This window comes from Escherichia sp. KCJ4928 (assembly GCF_004352695.1).
Taxonomy (GTDB): domain Bacteria; phylum Pseudomonadota; class Gammaproteobacteria; order Enterobacterales; family Enterobacteriaceae; genus ECMA0423.
The window spans coordinates 34,319-54,581 of sequence record NZ_SJWV01000003.1 but is presented as its reverse complement, the minus strand read 5'-3'; the positions used below and the strand labels follow the sequence as shown (position 1 = coordinate 54,581).

At 51.3% G+C, this 20,263-nt stretch carries 20 protein-coding genes; 15 read left to right on the top strand and 5 right to left on the bottom strand.

All coding sequences use genetic code 11. From position 1 onward, the window contains the following. Nucleotides 1-27: 27 nt before the first annotated feature. The 8 genes from ampG to E0D98_RS01120 all read left to right on the top strand — a co-directional run bounded on the left by ampG (nt 28) and on the right by E0D98_RS01120 (nt 7,780). Complete coding sequence (ampG, locus tag E0D98_RS01155) at nt 28-1,503, top strand: muropeptide MFS transporter AmpG (protein ID WP_000098438.1); 1,476 nt, start codon at nt 28-30, stop codon at nt 1,501-1,503. Between the two features lie 459 nt (nt 1,504-1,962). Continuing rightward, nucleotides 1,963-2,910, top strand: a complete 948-nt coding sequence (gene cyoA / locus E0D98_RS01150) for a cytochrome o ubiquinol oxidase subunit II (RefSeq protein WP_001239441.1) — start codon at nt 1,963-1,965, stop codon at nt 2,908-2,910. A gap of 21 nt (nt 2,911-2,931) precedes the next feature. After that, complete coding sequence (gene cyoB, locus E0D98_RS01145) at nt 2,932-4,923, top strand: cytochrome o ubiquinol oxidase subunit I (protein ID WP_000467180.1); 1,992 nt, start codon at nt 2,932-2,934, stop codon at nt 4,921-4,923. Continuing rightward, complete coding sequence (locus tag E0D98_RS01140) at nt 4,913-5,527, top strand: cytochrome o ubiquinol oxidase subunit III (protein WP_000179819.1); 615 nt, start codon at nt 4,913-4,915, stop codon at nt 5,525-5,527. The genes cyoB and E0D98_RS01140 overlap by 11 nt, the downstream gene beginning before the upstream one ends. After that, nucleotides 5,527-5,856 (top strand): cytochrome o ubiquinol oxidase subunit IV, encoded by a 330-nt coding sequence (locus E0D98_RS01135; protein ID WP_000019869.1) that lies wholly within the window; start codon nt 5,527-5,529, stop codon nt 5,854-5,856. The genes E0D98_RS01140 and E0D98_RS01135 overlap by 1 nt, the downstream gene beginning before the upstream one ends. An 11-nt stretch (nt 5,857-5,867) precedes the next feature. Next, the gene (cyoE, locus tag E0D98_RS01130; RefSeq protein ID WP_000971336.1) at nt 5,868-6,758 is read left to right on the top strand and encodes a heme o synthase; all 891 of its coding nucleotides are present in this window, start codon (nt 5,868-5,870) and stop codon (nt 6,756-6,758) included. 184 nt (nt 6,759-6,942) lie between these two features. After that, nucleotides 6,943-7,254: a DUF1778 domain-containing protein gene (locus E0D98_RS01125; protein WP_001297137.1), complete on the top strand. Its 312-nt coding sequence runs from the start codon at nt 6,943-6,945 to the stop codon at nt 7,252-7,254. Beyond that, a complete protein-coding gene (locus E0D98_RS01120; protein WP_000227784.1) occupies nt 7,238-7,780 on the top strand; it encodes a GNAT family N-acetyltransferase in 543 nt (180 codons plus the stop codon). Before E0D98_RS01125 ends, E0D98_RS01120 begins: the two co-directional genes overlap by 17 nt. Before the next feature lie 55 nt (nt 7,781-7,835). Here E0D98_RS01120 and E0D98_RS01115 read toward each other — a convergent pair whose 3' ends face one another. After that, on the bottom strand, nt 7,836-8,771 hold the full coding sequence (locus E0D98_RS01115; RefSeq protein WP_001377877.1) for a tetratricopeptide repeat protein: 936 nt from the start codon (nt 8,769-8,771) through the stop codon (nt 7,836-7,838). 407 nt (nt 8,772-9,178) lie between these two features. Between E0D98_RS01115 and E0D98_RS01110 the strand changes: the two genes are divergently transcribed. Then, nucleotides 9,179-10,543 (top strand): MFS transporter, encoded by a 1,365-nt coding sequence (locus tag E0D98_RS01110; protein WP_001000974.1) that lies wholly within the window; start codon nt 9,179-9,181, stop codon nt 10,541-10,543. A gap of 127 nt (nt 10,544-10,670) precedes the next feature. On the opposite strand, the gene yajQ is transcribed toward E0D98_RS01110, so the two are convergent. Next, nucleotides 10,671-11,162, bottom strand: coding sequence for a nucleotide binding protein YajQ (yajQ, locus tag E0D98_RS01105; RefSeq protein ID WP_001138904.1), 492 nt, complete (start codon nt 11,160-11,162; stop codon nt 10,671-10,673). A 167-nt stretch (nt 11,163-11,329) separates the two neighbouring features. Between yajQ and panE the strand changes: the two genes are divergently transcribed. Continuing rightward, a complete protein-coding gene (gene panE, locus E0D98_RS01100; protein ID WP_000705874.1) occupies nt 11,330-12,241 on the top strand; it encodes a 2-dehydropantoate 2-reductase in 912 nt (303 codons plus the stop codon). Further along, nucleotides 12,204-12,794, top strand: coding sequence for a protein deglycase YajL (gene yajL, locus E0D98_RS01095; RefSeq protein ID WP_001276309.1), 591 nt, complete (start codon nt 12,204-12,206; stop codon nt 12,792-12,794). Before panE ends, yajL begins: the two co-directional genes overlap by 38 nt. Nucleotides 12,795-12,847: 53 nt before the next feature. On the opposite strand, the gene thiI is transcribed toward yajL, so the two are convergent. Further along, complete coding sequence (gene thiI, locus E0D98_RS01090; RefSeq protein WP_000668685.1) at nt 12,848-14,296, bottom strand: tRNA uracil 4-sulfurtransferase ThiI; 1,449 nt, start codon at nt 14,294-14,296, stop codon at nt 12,848-12,850. 205 nt (nt 14,297-14,501) lie between these two features. Between thiI and xseB the strand changes: the two genes are divergently transcribed. The 4 genes from xseB (at nt 14,502) to yajO (ending at nt 18,684) form a co-directional block, all read left to right on the top strand. Continuing rightward, nucleotides 14,502-14,744, top strand: coding sequence for an exodeoxyribonuclease VII small subunit (xseB, locus tag E0D98_RS01085; RefSeq protein ID WP_001124935.1), 243 nt, complete (start codon nt 14,502-14,504; stop codon nt 14,742-14,744). After that, nucleotides 14,744-15,643, top strand: a complete 900-nt coding sequence (gene ispA, locus E0D98_RS01080) for a (2E,6E)-farnesyl diphosphate synthase (RefSeq protein WP_000347235.1) — start codon at nt 14,744-14,746, stop codon at nt 15,641-15,643. Before xseB ends, ispA begins: the two co-directional genes overlap by 1 nt. 24 nt (nt 15,644-15,667) lie before the next feature. Further along, nucleotides 15,668-17,530 (top strand): 1-deoxy-D-xylulose-5-phosphate synthase, encoded by a 1,863-nt coding sequence (gene dxs, locus E0D98_RS01075; RefSeq protein ID WP_000006806.1) that lies wholly within the window; start codon nt 15,668-15,670, stop codon nt 17,528-17,530. A gap of 179 nt (nt 17,531-17,709) precedes the next feature. Then, the gene (gene yajO, locus E0D98_RS01070; protein ID WP_001199800.1) at nt 17,710-18,684 is read left to right on the top strand and encodes a 1-deoxyxylulose-5-phosphate synthase YajO; all 975 of its coding nucleotides are present in this window, start codon (nt 17,710-17,712) and stop codon (nt 18,682-18,684) included. A gap of 53 nt (nt 18,685-18,737) precedes the next feature. Here yajO and pgpA read toward each other — a convergent pair whose 3' ends face one another. Then, the gene (gene pgpA / locus E0D98_RS01065; protein ID WP_000154044.1) at nt 18,738-19,256 is read right to left on the bottom strand and encodes a phosphatidylglycerophosphatase A; all 519 of its coding nucleotides are present in this window, start codon (nt 19,254-19,256) and stop codon (nt 18,738-18,740) included. Beyond that, nucleotides 19,234-20,211 carry a thiamine-phosphate kinase gene (thiL, locus tag E0D98_RS01060; RefSeq protein WP_000742109.1) on the bottom strand — a complete coding sequence of 326 codons (978 nt, stop codon included), beginning with the start codon at nt 20,209-20,211 and terminating at the stop codon, nt 19,234-19,236. The genes pgpA and thiL overlap by 23 nt, the downstream gene beginning before the upstream one ends. Nucleotides 20,212-20,263: the final 52 nt, after the last annotated feature.

Below are 20,263 nucleotides of genomic sequence, written 5' to 3'. Positions count from 1 at the left end.
CGGTGCAAACCGGGCCTGTAGACGCCCATGTCCAGTCAATATTTACGTATTTTTCAACAGCCGCGTTCAGCCATATTGCTGATCCTGGGTTTTGCTTCCGGGCTACCGCTCGCCCTGACATCCGGCACCTTACAGGCCTGGATGACGGTCGAGAATATTGATCTCAAAACCATTGGTTTCTTCTCTCTGGTAGGCCAGGCTTACGTTTTTAAATTCCTCTGGTCACCGCTGATGGACCGCTACACGCCCCCATTTTTTGGGCGGCGGCGCGGTTGGCTGCTCGCCACGCAAATCCTGTTATTAGTCGCCATTGCGGCGATGGGTTTTCTCGAACCTGGCACCCAACTCCGCTGGATGGCGGCACTGGCGGTGGTGATCGCTTTTTGCTCGGCCTCCCAGGATATTGTCTTCGATGCGTGGAAAACCGATGTGCTCCCGGCAGAAGAACGTGGTGCGGGCGCGGCAATCAGCGTGCTGGGTTACCGTTTAGGGATGCTGGTTTCCGGCGGCTTAGCCCTGTGGCTGGCAGATAAATGGCTGGGCTGGCAGGGCATGTACTGGTTGATGGCGGCGCTGTTGATCCCTTGTATTATCGCGACGTTGCTTGCACCAGAACCGACCGACACCATTCCTGTGCCAAAAACGCTGGAACAAGCGGTTGTTGCACCTCTGCGAGATTTCTTTGGTCGCAATAATGCCTGGCTTATTTTGCTTCTTATCGTGCTGTATAAGCTGGGCGACGCATTCGCCATGAGCCTGACAACCACGTTTTTGATTCGCGGCGTCGGGTTTGATGCGGGTGAAGTAGGCGTGGTTAACAAAACGCTTGGCTTACTGGCGACCATTGTGGGCGCATTGTACGGTGGGATTTTGATGCAGCGCCTGTCGCTGTTCCGGGCGCTGCTGATTTTCGGCATTTTACAAGGTGCGTCTAACGCTGGTTACTGGCTGCTGTCGATTACTGATAAGCATCTCTACAGCATGGGCGCAGCCGTCTTTTTCGAAAACCTCTGTGGCGGGATGGGCACATCAGCCTTTGTCGCGCTGTTAATGACGCTGTGTAATAAGTCATTTTCCGCAACTCAATTTGCCCTGCTCTCAGCGCTTTCCGCTGTAGGGCGAGTTTATGTCGGCCCCGTGGCGGGTTGGTTTGTTGAAGCACACGGCTGGTCGACATTCTATCTATTCTCCGTCGCCGCTGCCGTACCGGGGCTTATTTTGCTGCTGGTTTGCCGCCAGACGCTTGAATATACACGAGTAAATGACAACTTTATCTCCCGTACCGAATATCCGGCAGGTTATGCCTTTGCCATGTGGACACTGGCGGCGGGCGTCAGCCTGTTGGCCGTGTGGTTACTGCTGTTGACGATGGACGCGCTGGATTTGACGCACTTCTCTTTCCTGCCTGCTCTGCTGGAAGTCGGGGTTTTAGTCGCCCTTTCTGGCGTCGTGCTTGGTGGTTTGCTGGATTATCTGGCGCTACGAAAAACGCATCTGACGTAATCTGTAAATATTATTTAGCTGTAGTAATCACTCGCCGTAATTATTACGGCTAAATAAACATCAGTATCGCTTAATAATATTTGTTCTTTTGTGCGGCTTAGCGTTTGGAAATTATTGACGCAATTTATGAATTCTATTTTTTCTTACACGATTCAGCTAATGAGTCTTTATTTTCCCCCACCCAATTGTCACCATAATGATAATTATTTGTTAAACAATTGTTTTATTCCAGATTGGTTATACCAATTGCCCGTCCAAACTCCTTCTGCACTCCCCTTTCGTTATAACGCCCTTTTGCAACAGCTTCTTAAAATCAACTTGATATGTTTTGCAACATATGTGACCTGACAGCCAAATCCAAGTAACAGGAATTTAATCATGTTTACAGTAATGTAACCTTCCCGTAAAATGCCCACACACTTTAAACGCCACCAGATCCCGTGGAATTGAGGTCGTTAAATGAGACTCAGGAAATACAATAAAAGTTTGGGATGGTTGTCATTATTTGCAGGCACTGTATTGCTCAGTGGCTGTAATTCTGCGCTGTTAGATCCCAAAGGACAGATTGGTCTGGAGCAACGTTCACTGATACTGACGGCATTTGGCCTGATGTTGATTGTCGTTATTCCCGCAATCTTGATGGCTGTTGGTTTCGCCTGGAAGTATCGTGCGAGCAATAAAGATGCTAAGTACAGCCCGAACTGGTCACACTCCAATAAAGTGGAAGCTGTGGTCTGGACGGTACCTATCTTAATCATCATCTTCCTTGCGGTACTGACCTGGAAAACCACTCACGCTCTTGAGCCTAGCAAGCCGCTGGCACACGACGAGAAGCCCATTACCATCGAAGTGGTTTCCATGGACTGGAAATGGTTCTTCATCTACCCGGAACAGGGCATTGCTACCGTGAATGAAATCGCTTTCCCGGCGAACACTCCGGTGTACTTCAAAGTGACCTCCAACTCCGTGATGAACTCCTTCTTCATTCCGCGTCTGGGTAGCCAGATTTATGCCATGGCCGGTATGCAGACTCGCCTGCATCTGATCGCCAACGAACCCGGTACTTATGACGGTATCTCCGCCAGCTACAGCGGGCCGGGCTTCTCAGGCATGAAGTTCAAAGCTATTGCAACACCGGATCGCGCCGAATTCGACCAATGGGTCGCAAAAGCGAAACAGTCGCCGAACACCATGTCTGACATGGCTGCGTTCGAAAAACTGGCCGCGCCTAGCGAATACAACCAGGTGGAATATTTCTCCAACGTGAAACCAGACTTGTTTGCCGATGTGATTAACAAGTTTATGGCTCACGGTAAGAGCATGGACATGACCCAGCCAGAAGGTGAGCACAGTGCACACGAAGGTATGGAAGGCATGGACATGAGCCACGCGGAATCCGCCCATTAAAGGGGTTGAGGAAGAATAAAGATGTTCGGAAAATTATCACTTGATGCAGTCCCGTTCCATGAACCTATCGTCATGGTTACGATCGCTGGCATTATTTTGGGAGGTCTGGCGCTCGTTGGCCTGATCACTTACTTCGGTAAGTGGACCTACCTGTGGAAAGAGTGGCTGACCTCCGTCGACCATAAACGCCTCGGTATCATGTATATCATCGTGGCGATTGTGATGTTGCTGCGTGGTTTTGCTGACGCCATTATGATGCGTAGCCAGCAGGCTCTTGCCTCGGCGGGCGAAGCGGGCTTCCTGCCACCTCACCACTACGATCAGATCTTCACCGCGCACGGCGTGATTATGATCTTCTTCGTGGCGATGCCTTTCGTTATCGGTCTGATGAACCTGGTGGTTCCGCTGCAGATCGGCGCGCGTGACGTTGCGTTCCCGTTCCTCAACAACTTAAGCTTCTGGTTTACTGTTGTTGGTGTGATTCTGGTTAACGTTTCTCTCGGCGTGGGCGAATTTGCGCAGACCGGCTGGCTGGCCTATCCACCGCTATCGGGAATAGAGTACAGTCCGGGAGTCGGTGTCGATTACTGGATATGGAGTCTCCAGCTATCCGGTATAGGTACGACGCTTACCGGTATCAACTTCTTCGTTACCATTCTGAAGATGCGCGCACCGGGCATGACCATGTTCAAGATGCCAGTATTTACCTGGGCATCACTGTGCGCGAACGTACTGATTATTGCTTCCTTCCCAATTCTGACGGTTACCGTCGCGTTGTTGACCCTGGATCGCTATCTGGGCACCCATTTCTTTACCAACGATATGGGTGGCAACATGATGATGTACATCAACCTGATTTGGGCCTGGGGCCACCCGGAAGTTTACATCCTGATCCTGCCTGTTTTCGGTGTGTTCTCCGAAATTGCGGCAACCTTCTCGCGTAAACGTCTGTTTGGTTATACCTCGCTGGTATGGGCAACCGTCTGTATCACCGTGCTGTCGTTCATCGTTTGGCTGCACCACTTCTTTACGATGGGTGCGGGCGCGAACGTAAACGCCTTCTTTGGTATCACCACAATGATTATCGCCATCCCGACCGGGGTGAAGATCTTCAACTGGCTGTTCACCATGTATCAGGGCCGCATCGTGTTCCATTCTGCGATGCTGTGGACCATCGGTTTTATCGTCACTTTCTCGGTGGGCGGGATGACTGGCGTGCTGCTGGCAGTACCGGGCGCGGACTTCGTTCTGCATAACAGCCTGTTCCTGATTGCGCACTTCCATAACGTGATCATCGGCGGCGTGGTCTTCGGCTGCTTCGCAGGGATGACCTACTGGTGGCCTAAAGCCTTCGGTTTCAAACTGAATGAAACCTGGGGTAAACGCGCGTTCTGGTTCTGGATCATCGGCTTCTTCGTTGCCTTTATGCCGCTGTATGCGCTGGGCTTCATGGGCATGACCCGTCGTTTGAGCCAGCAGATTGACCCGCAGTTCCACACCATGCTGATGATTGCAGCTAGCGGTGCAGTACTGATTGCGCTGGGTATTCTCTGCCTCGTTATTCAGATGTACGTTTCTATTCGCGACCGCGACCAGAACCGTGACCTGACTGGCGACCCGTGGGGTGGCCGTACGCTGGAGTGGGCAACCTCTTCCCCGCCTCCGTTCTATAACTTTGCCGTTGTGCCGCACGTTCACGAGCGTGATGCATTCTGGGAAATGAAAGAGAAAGGCGAAGCGTATAAAAAGCCTGACCACTATGAAGAAATTCATATGCCGAAAAACAGCGGTGCAGGTATCGTCATTGCAGCTTTCTCCACCATCTTCGGTTTCGCCATGATCTGGCATATCTGGTGGCTGGCGATTGTTGGCTTCGCAGGCATGATCATCACCTGGATCGTGAAAAGCTTCGACGAGGACGTGGATTACTACGTGCCGGTGGCAGAAATCGAAAAACTGGAAAACCAGCATTTCGATGAGATTACTAAGGCAGGGCTGAAAAATGGCAACTGATACTTTGACGCACGCGACTGCCCACGCGCACGAACACGGGCACCACGATGCAGGCGGAACCAAAATCTTCGGATTTTGGATCTACCTGATGAGCGACTGCATTCTGTTCTCAATCTTGTTTGCTACCTATGCCGTTCTGGTGAACGGCACCGCAGGCGGCCCGACAGGTAAGGACATTTTCGAACTGCCGTTCGTTCTGGTTGAAACTTTCTTGCTGTTGTTCAGCTCCATCACCTACGGCATGGCGGCTATCGCCATGTACAAAAACAACAAAAGCCAGGTTATCTCCTGGCTGGCGTTGACCTGGTTGTTTGGTGCCGGATTTATCGGGATGGAAATCTACGAATTCCATCACCTGATTGTTAACGGCATGGGTCCGGATCGCAGCGGCTTCCTGTCAGCGTTCTTTGCGCTGGTCGGCACGCACGGTCTGCACGTCACTTCCGGTCTTATCTGGATGGCGGTGCTGATGGTACAAATCGCTCGTCGCGGCCTGACCAGCACTAACCGTACCCGCATCATGTGCCTGAGCCTGTTCTGGCACTTCCTGGATGTGGTTTGGATCTGTGTGTTCACTGTTGTTTATCTGATGGGGGCGATGTAATGAGTCATTCTACCGATCACAGCGGCGCGTCCCATGGCAGCGTAAAAACCTACATGACAGGCTTTATCCTGTCGATCATTCTGACGGTGATTCCGTTCTGGATGGTGATGACAGGGGCTGCCTCTCCGGCCGTAATTCTGGGAACAATCCTGGCAATGGCAGTGGTACAGGTTCTGGTGCATCTGGTGTGCTTCCTGCACATGAATACCAAATCAGATGAAGGCTGGAACATGACGGCGTTTGTCTTCACCGTGCTAATCATCGCTATCCTGGTTGTAGGCTCCATCTGGATTATGTGGAACCTCAACTACAACATGATGATGCACTAAGAGCGGCGGTTATGATGTTTAAGCAATACCTGCAAGTAACGAAACCAGGCATCATCTTTGGCAACCTGATCTCGGTGATTGGGGGATTCCTGCTGGCCTCAAAGGGCAGCATTGATTATCCCCTGTTTATCTACACGCTGGTTGGGGTGTCACTGGTTGTGGCGTCGGGTTGTGTGTTTAACAACTACATCGACAGGGATATCGACAGAAAGATGGAAAGGACGAAGAATCGGGTGCTGGTTAAAGGCCTGATCTCTCCTGCTGTCTCGCTGGTGTACGCCACCTTGCTGGGTATTGCTGGCTTTATGCTGCTGTGGTTTGGCGCGAATCCGCTGGCCTGCTGGCTGGGGGTGATGGGCTTTGTGGTTTATGTCGGCGTCTATAGCCTGTACATGAAACGCCACTCAGTCTACGGCACATTGATTGGTTCGCTCTCCGGCGCTGCGCCGCCGGTGATTGGCTACTGTGCAGTAACCGGCGAGTTCGATAGCGGCGCAGCGATCCTGCTGGCTATCTTCAGCCTGTGGCAGATGCCTCACTCCTATGCCATCGCCATTTTCCGCTTTAAGGATTACCAGGCGGCAAACATTCCGGTATTGCCAGTGGTAAAAGGCATTTCGGTGGCGAAGAATCACATCACGCTGTATATCATCGCCTTTGCCGTTGCCACGCTGATGCTCTCTCTTGGCGGTTACGCTGGATATAAATATCTGGTGGTCGCCGCGGCGGTTAGCGTCTGGTGGTTAGGTATGGCTCTGCGCGGTTATAAAGTTGCTGATGACAGAATCTGGGCGCGCAAGCTGTTCGGCTTCTCTATCATCGCCATCACTGCCCTCTCGGTGATGATGTCCGTTGATTTTATGGTACCGGACTCGCATACGCTGCTGGCTGCTGTGTGGTAACAAAACCTCTCTATTAAAAAGGTGCTACGGCACCTTTTTTATTGTCTGAGATCAGAGATACGGCTAATAACCGTATGTCTTGACAGAGTGAGCAGATGAACATAAATTAATCATACGGTTGATAGCCGTATTATGTATGAGATCGACTCCCTACGATTTCATTCAGTTAATCAAAGAGGTCATAATGCCTGGAAAAACAGCCACTCTACCCGATGTCGATAAAACGCTGAAAAATGCGCGGGTCGAACTCAAAACTAGTCCCGACGCCAAAAACAAACTTCGTGAAGCTGCGCAAGCCGTTGGGGTAGATTTAAGCGCTTTTATTTTGAGCGCTGCTATGGAACGCGCCGAAAGTGTGCTTGATAACCAACGTCGCCGTGAGCTTTCGAATCAAAGCTGGGAACTGATGAACCAACTCATCGCTGAACCTGCTCAACCGACGCTCGCCCTCAAGGCGTTAATGAAAAGGAAAAACAGCGATGGTCGACAAGCATGAAGAGATTACTCTGCCCATAGTCCTCTCCTGTAATTATCAGTCTGATATTACTTATCCTGGGCAAAAACAGTTTGATTGCGGTAACCCTGTTATCGATAAATTTGTACGCGCATCGCTAAAGAAAAGTGTGCGTAATAGCGACTGTGCGGCTAAAGCACTTATTGACAGACAAAGTGGTGAACTGATCGGCATCTGTACTTTTACGGCATATTCGCTGGAAAAACAACGCGTTTCTGGCGTCCTTCAGGGTTCACAACCTTCAGAAATTGGTGTTGTCAGATTAGTCATGTTGGGGGTAGCACGGAAGTATCAAAAGCGGGGCTTTGGTCAGGACCTACTATGTGATTTTTTTGAACATGTAAAAATAATTCACCAGGCATTACCAATTAAAGGGGTTTATCTTGATGCTGACCCTGCCGCCATTAATTTTTATGCTCGTCTCGGCTTTGTTCAGCTTTCAGCGACACCAAATGCTTTTGGTGCTGTACCTATGTTTTTGGCGATTCAGCATATTCTCGCGGCTTAGATTATTATCGCCACCCGCCAGGGCAAGTTTTGCCTCAGCCGGGGGCTGAGCAGCGTTACCACTTTTGTTCAATTGCCCCCGCTTTCAGCAACTCCACATCCTTGCCGTTAATGGTTGCCGTTGCGGCAACGATTGTGGTCCTTACAGTTGCACAAGATTTTCGCTCAAATTCCGGTTTATAAAGAATAAGAGACGAATTACTGGTAAATGAACCAAATAGGTAATCAGTAAAGCTAATATTCAGCCGGTTTAAACCGAAAGGCGCGAAGCCAACCGTTTGGTTAATCTCCTTACCGGATGGGCGACGAATGCTGAATGTCACGCGAAGATTGGCCACTTCGCCTAATTTATTGGTGGTGGCGAAGAGGCTATCCATGCAGGAAAAACCTTTATCTAAAAAATTATCTCGCATCCCAGAACGGGTAACCGTAATCACGGGTAACGTATTGTCAACCGTTTTTCTGTCAATCATGTCTTTTCGACAAGTAGCCAGAAAGTCTTCTGGGCCACCATAAATGTGGACACCTTTATCAAGATATTCCTTCGCTTTCTTACAATCTACCTCAACATACTGACCATTGGCGTACATAATGCCCAACCTGGACCATGCTAAATTCACACCGTGCTGCGCGGCCTGATTAAATAGTGCATACGCTTTGGCATAATCCACCCGCACCTGCTCACCGTCGTAGTAGATACCCCCCAGCGCTAACGGAGCTTCTCTGTCACCTTGTTTAGCCGCTAACTCGAACCATTTAATCGCTTCCTGAACATCAGGTTTGGTATCATAACGAGGCTGATAATATTCCCAGCCTAACAGGCTCTGCGCGTCGATATCTCCCGATTCAGCCATTTTATGCAGTGTATTTATAACATCGGGAGCAGGTTTACCACCATATATGCTGTCATACAATTCATGCGCTTTCTCGCTGGCCACCACGCTTGGTGAAACTATCAGCATTACAGAAAATAATATTCTTTTAGTTAACATGTATACCTTTATGTCCTCACTGTCATATATTTCCATAATAATTAACCACCAAATATCCATTTAATGAATAAATACAGTGCCATAAAGGTCCAAGTAATAAGCACACATTTAGCCTGAAACATTATCATCCATGTCACCAAATCGTTTATTTAGTGAGATAAAACTAGCATATTCGTAAGATAAAAAATGCACATAGCAATCAAGAAATGATATTATTACTTTTTTGATGTAAAACTATTTAGTTTTAAAATTCATTTTTTCAACATATAGAGCATTCATTTTATGAATGCAAAAAAACATACCTGACACACAAATTACTCTCCTCTGTAATATTTTCTCATTAACACTCTGTTTACCCAACATGCGCTCCGCACTACACTATGTGGGCATTTTTTTAAGGGGTGGTAATGAACGATTATAAAATGACGCCAGGTGAGAGGCGCGCGACCTGGGGTTTAGGGACCGTATTCTCGTTGCGCATGCTGGGCATGTTTATGGTTCTGCCGGTTCTGACCACGTACGGCATGGCTCTGCAAGGTGCCAGCGAAGCATTAATCGGTATTGCCATTGGTATTTATGGTCTGACTCAGGCCGTTTTTCAGATTCCGTTTGGCCTGCTTTCCGACCGCATTGGTCGCAAACCATTAATTGTCGGTGGGCTGGCGGTGTTTGCCGCCGGTAGCGTTATCGCTGCGCTTTCCGACTCCATCTGGGGAATTATTCTGGGCCGGGCGCTACAAGGCTCTGGAGCAATTGCCGCCGCCGTTATGGCGCTGCTTTCCGATCTCACGCGCGAACAAAACCGCACCAAAGCGATGGCGTTTATCGGCGTGAGCTTTGGCATTACCTTTGCCATTGCGATGGTGCTTGGCCCGATCATCACTCACAAACTTGGGCTGCACGCGCTGTTCTGGATGATCGCTATTCTGGCAACAACCGGCATTGCGTTGACCATTTGGGTTGTGCCCAACAGTAGCACTCACGTACTTAATCGTGAGTCCGGAATGGTGAAAGGCAGTTTCAGTAAAGTGCTGGCGGAACCGCGGCTGCTAAAACTCAACTTTGGCATTATGTGTCTGCACATGCTTCTGATGTCTACGTTTGTTGCCCTGCCCGGACAGCTAGCTGATGCGGGGTTCCCGGCGGCTGAACACTGGAAGGTCTATCTGGCGACGATGTTAATCGCCTTTGGCTCGGTCGTGCCTTTCATTATCTACGCTGAAGTTAAGCGCAAAATGAAGCAAGTCTTTGTCTTCTGCGTCGGGTTGATCGTGGTTGCGGAAATTGTGTTGTGGAACGCACAAACGCAGTTCTGGCAACTGGTGGTCGGCGTGCAGCTTTTCTTTGTGGCGTTTAATTTGATGGAAGCCCTTCTGCCCTCACTTATCAGTAAAGAGTCGCCAGCAGGTTACAAAGGTACGGCGATGGGTGTCTACTCCACCAGCCAGTTTCTTGGCGTGGCGATTGGCGGTTCGCTGGGCGGCTGGATTGACGGCATGTTTGACGGTCAGGGGGTATTTCTCGCTGGCGCAATGCTGGCCGCAGTGTGGCTGGCAGTCGCCAGTACCATGAAAGAACCGCCGTATGTCAGCAGTTTGCGCATTGAAATCCCGGCGGACATTGCCGCAAACGAAGCGTTAAAAGTGCGTTTGCTGGAAACTGAAGGCATCAAAGAAGTGTTGATTGCAGAAGAAGAACATTCAGCTTATGTGAAAATCGACAGCAAAGTGACGAATCGCTTTGAGATAGAACAGGCAATTCGTCAGGCATAAAAAACGCGGCGAATTGCCTGCTGCGCTACGCTTATCAGGCCTACAAAGTTTCTGAATTACAAACCTTTGTAGGCCGAATCAGGCGTTCATGCCGCATCTGACATGAACAAAACGCACATAGTCGCGATTAATCGCGGAAGTTTTTGAACTGGAACGGCTGACCGAGATCGCCACCACGTACCATCGCCATGACAGCCTGCAAATCATCACGAGATTTGCCCGTTACGCGGATTTCATCGCCCTGAATTTGCGCCTGCACTTTCAGTTTGCTGTCTTTGATCATCTTGACGATTTTCTTCTGGGTCGCGCTCTCAATGCCCTGTTTCAGTTTCGCTTCCACAAACCAGGTTTTACCGCTATGAACGATATTCTCCGGTACATCCAGCGAACTGCCTTCAATGCCGCGCTTCAGCAGCTTGGCACGCAGAATATCCAGCAACTGATTGACCTGGAAATCGGACTCGCTCAACACTTTGATGGTTTTGCTGGCGTCGTTCAGCTCAAATGAGGCTTCAACGTTACGGAAGTCAAAACGGGACTCCACTTCGCGGCTCGCGTTATCGACCGCGTTACGTGCTTCCTGAAGATCAACTTCAGAGACAATATCGAAAGATGGCATCTTTTCCTCTCCCTTCATTTTTGATGCGAAGCATAATACCCGCAAAGTTAAATAACCGACAGTCCTGCACCAGGACGTATCCCTTAATTGTGCATAGTCGCAACAGCATGCACAATTAAGGGATAGCCTTATTGAACACCCGGAGTGGTTGCGGGTGAGGAGGAACAATGAAAATTACCGTATTGGGATGCGGTGCCTTAGGGCAATTATGGCTTACAGCACTTTGCAAACAGGGTCATGAAGTTCAGGGCTGGCTGCGCGTACCGCAACCTTATTGTAGCGTGAATCTGGTTGAGACAGATGGTTCGATATTTAACGAATCGCTGACCGCCAACGATCCCGATTTTCTTGCCACCAGCGATCTGCTCCTGGTGACGCTGAAAGCATGGCAGGTTTACGATGCCGTCAAAAGCCTCGCGTCCACACTGCCTGTAACCACGCCAATACTGTTAATTCACAACGGCATGGGCACCATCGAAGAGTTGCAAAACATTCAGCAGCCATTACTGATGGGCACCACCACCCATGCCGCCCGCCGCGACGGCAATGTCATTATTCATGTGGCAAACGGAATCACGCATATTGGTCCGGCACGGCAACAGGATGGCGATTACAGTTATCTGGCGGATATTTTGCAAACCGTGTTGCCTGACGTTGCCTGGCATAACAATATTCGCGCCGAGCTGTGGCGCAAGCTGGCCGTCAACTGTGTGATTAATCCACTGACCGCCATCTGGAATTGCCCGAATGGTGAATTACGTCATCATCCGCAAGAAATTATGCAGATATGCGAAGAAGTCGCGGCAGTGATCGAGCGCGAAGGGCATCATACTTCAGCAGAAGATTTGCGTGATTACGTGATGCAGGTGATTGATGCCACAGCGGAAAATATCTCGTCGATGTTGCAGGATATCCGCGCGCTGCGCCACACCGAAATCGACTATATCAATGGTTTTCTCTTACGCCGCGCCCGCGCGCATGGGATTGCCGTACCGGAAAACACCCGCCTGTTTGAAATGGTAAAAAGAAAGGAGAGTGAATATGAGCGCATCGGCACTGGTTTGCCTCGCCCCTGGTAGTGAAGAGACTGAAGCCGTCACCACTATCGATCTGCTGGTTCGCGGCGGTATCAAAGTCACCACTGCCAGCGTCGCCAGCGATGGCAACCTGGCCATTACCTGCTCGCGCGGCGTGAAGCTGCTGGCGGATGCGCCGCTGGTCGAGGTGGCTGATGGCGAATATGACGTGATCGTACTGCCTGGTGGCATTAAAGGCGCAGAGTGTTTTCGCGATAGTACCCTGCTGGTTGAAACCGTTAAACAGTTCCACCGTTCCGGGCGTATCGTCGCGGCTATTTGCGCCGCGCCAGCCACCGTGCTGGTGCCGCACGATATCTTCCCGATTGGTAATATGACCGGCTTCCCGACGCTGAAAGACAAAATTCCCGCTGAACAATGGCAGGACAAGCGCGTCGTCTGGGATGCACGGGTAAAATTGCTGACCAGCCAGGGGCCGGGGACAGCTATCGACTTTGGTCTGAAAATTATCGACCTGCTGGTTGGGCGCGAGAAAGCCCATGAAGTGGCATCACAACTGGTGATGGCGGCAGGGATTTATAATTATTACGAGTAGTGTCGGATGCGGTAAGCGTCGCATCTGACCAGATGCGACGTTACAACCACAAATTACGGGCGATATACCTTCACATTGTTAAAGCCCTGCTCGCGCAGATAGAGCGCCTGCAGACGGCTCATCACCCCGCGCTCACACCACAGTAGCCAGGTTCTGTTCTGGTCGAGATCGCCAAACTTGGTGCTCAGTTTATAGAACGGCAGAGAAACTACATCAATCCCTTCGACTTTCAGTGGCTTATCTTCCTGTTCATCGATAGAACGGATATCGAGGATCACGTCGTTCGGGCCGAAGCCATTGACGGTTTCCACTTCCACCACTTCCTGCTCGGTCTGCTGGGCGATTTCGCGGATATCAACGTTATTCGCTTCTTCAACCACTTTATCGAGAATGCTGAAGTCGAATTTCTCTTCTTCCGCTTCAATCTTCGACTTAACCGCTTTCACCGTCGGGCTTTTGGAGATAACACCGCAATATTCCGGCATCGTGCGAGCAAAGTCTTCGGTGCCAATCTGGCGAGCCAGGTTGATGATGTGCTCTTTGTCGTAAGAAATCAGCGGACGCAGGATCAGCGTATCGGAGACGTTATCAATCAGGCGCAGGTTGGTCAGCGTCTGACTGGACACCTGGCCGAGCGCTTCGCCGGTGACCAGCGCCTGTACGCCGTAACGTTCAGCCACTTTAGACGCGGCACGCACCATCATACGTTTGAGGATAACGCCCATCTGACCGTCGTCGATTTTCTCGAGAATTTCCCCGACGACCGGTTCGAAATTAATAGCGACAAAACGCACGCGGTGGGAGCTGCCAAAACGGTTCCACAGATAATGCGCCACCTGACGCACGCCAATTTCATGCGCCGCGCCGCCAAGGTTAAAGAAACAGTAATGCACGCGGCAGCCGCGACGCATCAACATATAACTGGAAACACCGGAGTCGAAACCACCGGAAATGAGCGACAGCACATCTTCCTGGGTGCCGATCGGGAAACCGCCAATACCTTCGTAGCGGCCTTTAATCAGCAGGAGACGATCGTCTTCCACTTCCAGATGGACAGTCACTTCCGGATTGGTCAGCTTCACGCGCGCGGACTCAATATGCTGATTTAAACCGCCGCCGACGTAACGTTCCACATCAATCGAGCTAAAATCATGTTTGCCACGGCGCTTCACGCGTACGCAGAAGGTTTTGCCTTCCAGCTGATCGCGATACTGAACCAACGCTTTCTCAAAAATATCGTGCATGTCGGTAAACGGCACGTCTTCGACTTCGAGAATATGGTGGATACCCGGAATACGGGTCAGGGCGTCGCGAATAGCCAGACGCTGGTTTTCATCTTTTGCGCGAACTTCGATGTTATCCCAGTGGCGGACGACAGCGAGCGTCTCATCATAGTGCTTTAAAACGTTACGAATGTTCCCGGTAAGGATTTTTATAAAGCGCAAGCGCACAGATTGGCTTTTGATGGTGATTTCCGGGAACAATTTAATGATAAACTTCATGGCGGCAATGGTTCGTTGGCAAGCCTTAAGCGACTTGTATAGGGAAAAATACAGCAGCCCACACCTGCGGCTGCATCCAGGCGCGGAAGTATACCACTAACATCGCTTTGCTGCGCACATCACCTTACCATTGCGCGTTATTTGCTATTTGCCCTGAGTCCGTTACCATGACGGGGCGAAAAATATTGAGAGTCAGACATTCATTATGCCGAAGAAAAATGAGGCTCCCGCCAGCTTTGAAAAGGCGCTGAGCGAGCTGGAACAGATTGTAACCCGTCTGGAAAGTGGCGACCTGCCGCTGGAAGAGGCGCTGAACGAGTTCGAACGCGGCGTGCAGCTGGCACGTCAGGGGCAGGCCAAATTACAACAAGCCGAACAGCGCGTACAAATTCTGCTGTCTGACAATGAAGACGCCTCTCTAACCCCTTTTACACCGGACAATGAGTAATGGACTTTCCGCAGCAACTCGAAGCCTGCGTTAAGCAGGCCAACCAGGCGCTGAGCCGTTTTATCGCCCCACTGCCCTTTCAGAACACTCCCGTGGTCGAAACCATGCAGTATGGCGCATTATTAGGTGGTAAGCGTCTGCGACCCTTCCTGGTTTATGCCACCGGTCATATGTTTGGCGTTAGCACAAACACGCTGGACGCACCCGCTGCCGCCGTAGAGTGTATCCACGCTTACTCATTAATTCATGATGATTTACCGGCGATGGATGATGACGATCTGCGTCGCGGTTTGCCGACCTGCCATGTGAAGTTTGGCGAAGCAAACGCGATTCTCGCTGGCGACGCTTTACAAACGCTGGCGTTCTCGATTCTAAGCGATGCCAATATGCCGGAAGTGTCGGATCGCGACAGAATTTCGATGATTTCTGAACTGGCGAGCGCCAGCGGTATTGCCGGAATGTGCGGTGGTCAGGCATTAGATTTAGACGCGGAAGGCAAACACGTACCTCTGGACGCGCTTGAGCGTATTCATCGTCATAAAACCGGCGCATTGATTCGCGCCGCCGTTCGCCTTGGTGCATTAAGCGCCGGAGATAAAGGGCGTCGTGCTCTGCCAGTACTCGACAAGTACGCAGAGAGCATCGGCCTTGCCTTCCAGGTTCAGGATGACATCCTGGATGTGGTAGGAGATACTGCAACGTTGGGAAAACGCCAGGGTGCCGACCAGCAACTTGGTAAAAGTACCTACCCTGCACTTCTGGGTCTTGAGCAAGCCCGGAAGAAAGCCCGGGATCTGATCGACGATGCCCGCCAGTCGCTGAAACAACTGGCTGAACAATCACTCGATACCTCGGCACTGGAAGCGCTAGCGGACTACATCATCCAGCGTAATAAATAAACAATAAGTATTAATAGGCCCCTGATGAGTTTTGATATTGCCAAATACCCGACCCTGGCACTGGTCGACTCCACCCAGGAGTTACGACTGTTGCCGAAAGAGAGTTTACCGAAACTCTGCGACGAACTGCGCCGCTATTTACTCGACAGCGTGAGCCGTTCCAGCGGGCACTTCGCCTCCGGGCTGGGCACGGTCGAACTGACCGTGGCGCTGCACTATGTCTACAACACCCCGTTTGACCAATTGATTTGGGATGTGGGGCATCAGGCTTATCCGCATAAAATTTTGACCGGACGCCGCGACAAAATCGGCACCATCCGTCAGAAAGGCGGCCTGCACCCGTTCCCGTGGCGCGGCGAAAGCGAATATGACGTATTAAGCGTCGGGCATTCATCAACCTCCATCAGTGCCGGAATTGGTATTGCGGTTGCTGCCGAGAAAGAAGGCAAAAATCGCCGTACCGTCTGTGTAATCGGCGATGGCGCGATTACCGCAGGCATGGCGTTTGAAGCGATGAATCACGCGGGCGATATCCGTCCTGATATGCTGGTGGTCCTCAACGACAACGAAATGTCGATTTCCGAAAATGTCGGCGCGCTCAACAACCATCTGGCGCAGCTGCTTTCCGGTAAGCTTTACTCTTCACTGCGCGAAGGCGGGAAAAAAGTTTTCTCTGGCGTGCCACCCATTAAAGAGCTACTCAAACGTACCGAAGAACATATTAAAGGCATGGTAGTCCCTGGCACGTTGTTTGAAGAGCTGGGCTTTAACTACATCGGCCCGGTTGACGGTCACGATGTGCTGGGGCTTATCACCACGCTGAAGAACATGCGTGACCTGAAAGGCCCGCAGTTCCTGCATATCATGACCAAAAAAGGTCGTGGTTATGAACCGGCAGAAAAAGACCCAATCACTTTCCACGCCGTGCCTAAATTTGATCCCTCCAGCGGTTGTTTGCCGAAAAGTAGCGGCGGTTTGCCGAGCTATTCAAAAATCTTTGGCGACTGGTTGTGCGAAACGGCAGCGAAAGACAACAAGCTGATGGCGATTACTCCGGCGATGCGTGAAGGTTCCGGTATGGTCGAGTTTTCTCGTAAATTCCCGGATCGCTATTTTGATGTAGCGATTGCCGAGCAACACGCAGTGACCTTTGCTGCGGGACTGGCCATTGGTGGATACAAACCCATTGTCGCGATCTACTCCACCTTCCTGCAACGCGCCTATGATCAGGTGCTGCATGACGTGGCAATTCAAAAACTCCCGGTCCTGTTCGCCATCGACCGCGCGGGCATTGTTGGTGCTGACGGTCAAACCCATCAGGGTGCTTTTGATCTCTCTTACCTGCGCTGCATACCGGAAATGGTCATTATGACCCCGAGCGATGAAAACGAATGTCGCCAGATGCTCTATACCGGCTATCACTATAACGATGGCCCGTCAGCGGTGCGCTACCCGCGTGGCAACGCGGTAGGCGTGGAGCTGACGCCGCTGGAAAAACTGCCAATTGGCAAAGGCATTGTGAAGCGTCGTGGCGAGAAACTGGCGATCCTTAACTTTGGTACGCTGATGCCAGACGCGGCGAAAGTCGCTGAATCGCTGAACGCCACGCTGGTCGATATGCGTTTTGTGAAACCGCTTGATGAAGCGTTAATTCTGGAAATGGCCGCCAGCCATGAAGCGCTGGTCACCGTAGAAGAAAACGCCATTATGGGCGGCGCAGGTAGCGGAGTGAACGAAGTGCTGATGGCCCATCGTAAACCAGTACCCGTGCTGAACATTGGTCTGCCGGACTTCTTTATTCCGCAAGGAACTCAGGAAGAAATGCGCGCCGAACTCGGCCTCGATGCCGCCGGTATGGAAGCCAAAATCAAGGCCTGGCTGGCATAATCCCTACTCCACTCCTGCTATGCTTAACAAATTATTCATAGACTCTAAATAATTCGAGTTGCAGGAAGGCGGCAAACGAGTGAAGCCCCAGGAGCTTACATAAGTAAGTGACTGGGGTGAACGAATGCAGCCGCAGCGCATGCAACTTGAAGTATGACGAGTATGGCAGGAGTGGCAGCATGCAATACAACCCCTTAGGAAAAACCGACCTTCGCGTTTCCCGACTTTGCCTCGGCTGTATGACCTTTGGCGAGCCAGATCGTGGTAATCACGCATGGACACTGCCGGAAGAGAGTAGCCGTCCCATCATTAAACGCGCGCTGGAAGGCGGCATAAATTTCTTTGATACCGCCAATAGCTATTCCGATGGCAGCAGCGAAGAGATCGTTGGTCGCGCACTGCGGGATTTCGCCCGTCGTGAAGACGTGGTCGTTGCCACCAAAGTGTTCCATCGCGTTGGTGATTTACCGGAAGGATTATCCCGTGCACAAATTTTGCGCTCTATCGACGACAGCCTGCGCCGTCTCGGCATGGATTATGTCGATATCCTGCAAATTCATCGCTGGGATTACAACACGCCGATCGAAGAGACGCTGGAAGCCCTCAACGACGTGGTAAAAGCCGGGAAAGCGCGTTATATCGGCGCGTCATCAATGCACGCTTCGCAGTTTGCTCAGGCACTGGAACTCCAAAAACAGCACGGCTGGGCGCAGTTTGTCAGTATGCAGGATCACTACAATCTGATTTATCGCGAAGAAGAGCGCGAGATGCTGCCTCTGTGTTATCAGGAGGGCGTGGCGGTGATTCCATGGAGCCCGTTGGCGAGGGGCCGTCTGACGCGTCCGTGGGGAGAAACTACCGCACGACTGGTGTCTGATGAGGTGGGGAAAAATCTCTATAAAGAAAGCGATGAAAATGACGCGCAGATCGCAGAGCGGTTAACGGGCGTCAGTGAAGAACTCGGTGCAACACGAGCACAAGTTGCGCTGGCCTGGTTGTTGAGTAAACCGGGCATTGCCGCACCGATTATCGGTACATCGCGGGAAGAACAGCTTGATGAGCTGCTGAACGCGGTGGATATCACTTTGAAGCCGGAACAGATTGCCGAACTGGAAACGCCGTATAAACCGCATCCGGTAGTAGGATTTAAATAAGAGTCCAGGCCTGATGAGACGCAACAAGCGTCACATCAGGCATCGGTGCACAACTACGACAGAATGCCCAGCGGCCAGTGATGACCAATAAAGTACAGGATGCCAGCGGAGATCACCCCGGCGACAATATCATCTATCATGATCCCCATGCCGCCATGCACATTGCGATCAAACCAGCGGATCGGCCACGGTTTCCACATATCCAGAATACGGAAAATCACAAACCCGGCGGCAACCCACTGCCAGTCATTGGTCGGCAGCGCCATGAGCGTGATCCACATACCAATAAATTCGTCCCAGACAATGCTGCCGTGATCGTGCACGCCCATATCTTTCGCCGTTTGATGACAAAGATAGACGCCGATACAGATCCCCAGCATCACCACCAGCGAGTAGAGCTGCCAGGGCAAAAAGGTCATCAGATACCAGAACGGAATCGCTGCCAGCGAGCCCATCGTCCCAGGAACGATCGGGCTTAATCCACTTCCGAATCCGACAGCAAGTAGATGCCACGGATTACTCATCTTCAGGCGACTTTTCGCGACATCTTTATGGCGTGGCAAAATGGTCATATCCTTTCCAGTCTAACGTAACAGGTTCGCCGTCACGAATAAAACAAAGCCCTTCGATATCGGCGGTCATTTGCCCGATACAGGTAAACGGTACGCCCAGGTGTCCGAGAGCCACATCCAGCGCTCCACGGTTCAGTTCCGGCACCGTGAAACACAACTCGTAATCTTCACCGCCAGAGAGCGCCCAGCGCAGCGCCTGTTCCGGTTCAACATGGCGAGAAAGCGCATCAGAAAACGGCAGCAATGCCAGGTCAATACGTGCGCCGCAGTCGCTGGCTTTCACGATATGCCCGAGATCGGAAATCAGACCGTCAGAGAGATCGATAGCTGAATTTGCCAGATCGCGCAGTGCCTGCCCCTGTAAAATACGCGGCGATGGACGGAGATGACGTTTGATCAAGTAGTCAGCATCTTTAGCATCGGCAACCTGCAAACGGTTTTGCAAAATCGCCAGCCCGGCGGCGCTATCGCCCGGTGTACCGGTCACATAGATCCAGTCACCCGGTTTCGCCCCAGAGCGCGTTAAGGCTCGTCCCATCGGAACAAAGCCGTGGATACCCAACGTCATTGATAATGGCCCACGCGTGGTATCGCCGCCAATGAGTTGCATATCGTAATAATTGAGAAGATCAAACAAACTGTCGCTGAAGGACTCAAGCCACGCTTCGTCTACGTCCGGTAAGGTTAATGCCAGCGTCAGCCAGGCCGGATCGGCCCCCATCGCTGCCAGATCGCTTAGGTTCACCGCCAGTGCTTTATAAGCCAGATCAGCAGGATCGATATCAGGGAGGAAATGGTTACCCGCCACCAGCGTATCAGTGCTGATCGCCAGGGTCTGTTTCTCGGGGATATTGAGAAGTGCGCAATCGTCGCCGATGCCCAGTTCGACATCAAGACGAGAACTTCTTACACGGTCAAAATAACGGGCAATCAGGGAGAACTCGCCACATGCCATACGTTATGCCTCAGCAGGTAAAAAAGAAAAGGCCGGCGATCGCGGAACGGTC

What these genes read in the sequence shown, in the direction of transcription:
- E0D98_RS01135 (WP_000019869.1), top strand. Translation starts at nt 5,527, where the DNA reads ATGAGTCATTCTACCGATCACAGCGGCGCGTCCCATGGCAGCGTAAAA.
- ampG (WP_000098438.1), top strand. Translation starts at nt 28, where the DNA reads ATGTCCAGTCAATATTTACGTATTTTTCAACAGCCGCGTTCAGCCATA.
- thiL (WP_000742109.1), bottom strand. Translation starts at nt 20,211, where the DNA reads ATGGCATGTGGCGAGTTCTCCCTGATTGCCCGTTATTTTGACCGTGTA.
- cyoA (WP_001239441.1), top strand. Translation starts at nt 1,963, where the DNA reads ATGAGACTCAGGAAATACAATAAAAGTTTGGGATGGTTGTCATTATTT.
- yajL (WP_001276309.1), top strand. Translation starts at nt 12,204, where the DNA reads ATGAGCGCATCGGCACTGGTTTGCCTCGCCCCTGGTAGTGAAGAGACT.
- cyoE (WP_000971336.1), top strand. Translation starts at nt 5,868, where the DNA reads ATGATGTTTAAGCAATACCTGCAAGTAACGAAACCAGGCATCATCTTT.
- E0D98_RS01120 (WP_000227784.1), top strand. Translation starts at nt 7,238, where the DNA reads ATGGTCGACAAGCATGAAGAGATTACTCTGCCCATAGTCCTCTCCTGT.
- xseB (WP_001124935.1), top strand. Translation starts at nt 14,502, where the DNA reads ATGCCGAAGAAAAATGAGGCTCCCGCCAGCTTTGAAAAGGCGCTGAGC.
- ispA (WP_000347235.1), top strand. Translation starts at nt 14,744, where the DNA reads ATGGACTTTCCGCAGCAACTCGAAGCCTGCGTTAAGCAGGCCAACCAG.
- E0D98_RS01110 (WP_001000974.1), top strand. Translation starts at nt 9,179, where the DNA reads ATGAACGATTATAAAATGACGCCAGGTGAGAGGCGCGCGACCTGGGGT.
- E0D98_RS01140 (WP_000179819.1), top strand. Translation starts at nt 4,913, where the DNA reads ATGGCAACTGATACTTTGACGCACGCGACTGCCCACGCGCACGAACAC.
- E0D98_RS01115 (WP_001377877.1), bottom strand. Translation starts at nt 8,771, where the DNA reads ATGTTAACTAAAAGAATATTATTTTCTGTAATGCTGATAGTTTCACCA.
- dxs (WP_000006806.1), top strand. Translation starts at nt 15,668, where the DNA reads ATGAGTTTTGATATTGCCAAATACCCGACCCTGGCACTGGTCGACTCC.
- cyoB (WP_000467180.1), top strand. Translation starts at nt 2,932, where the DNA reads ATGTTCGGAAAATTATCACTTGATGCAGTCCCGTTCCATGAACCTATC.
- pgpA (WP_000154044.1), bottom strand. Translation starts at nt 19,256, where the DNA reads ATGACCATTTTGCCACGCCATAAAGATGTCGCGAAAAGTCGCCTGAAG.
- E0D98_RS01125 (WP_001297137.1), top strand. Translation starts at nt 6,943, where the DNA reads ATGCCTGGAAAAACAGCCACTCTACCCGATGTCGATAAAACGCTGAAA.
- panE (WP_000705874.1), top strand. Translation starts at nt 11,330, where the DNA reads ATGAAAATTACCGTATTGGGATGCGGTGCCTTAGGGCAATTATGGCTT.
- thiI (WP_000668685.1), bottom strand. Translation starts at nt 14,296, where the DNA reads ATGAAGTTTATCATTAAATTGTTCCCGGAAATCACCATCAAAAGCCAA.
- yajQ (WP_001138904.1), bottom strand. Translation starts at nt 11,162, where the DNA reads ATGCCATCTTTCGATATTGTCTCTGAAGTTGATCTTCAGGAAGCACGT.
- yajO (WP_001199800.1), top strand. Translation starts at nt 17,710, where the DNA reads ATGCAATACAACCCCTTAGGAAAAACCGACCTTCGCGTTTCCCGACTT.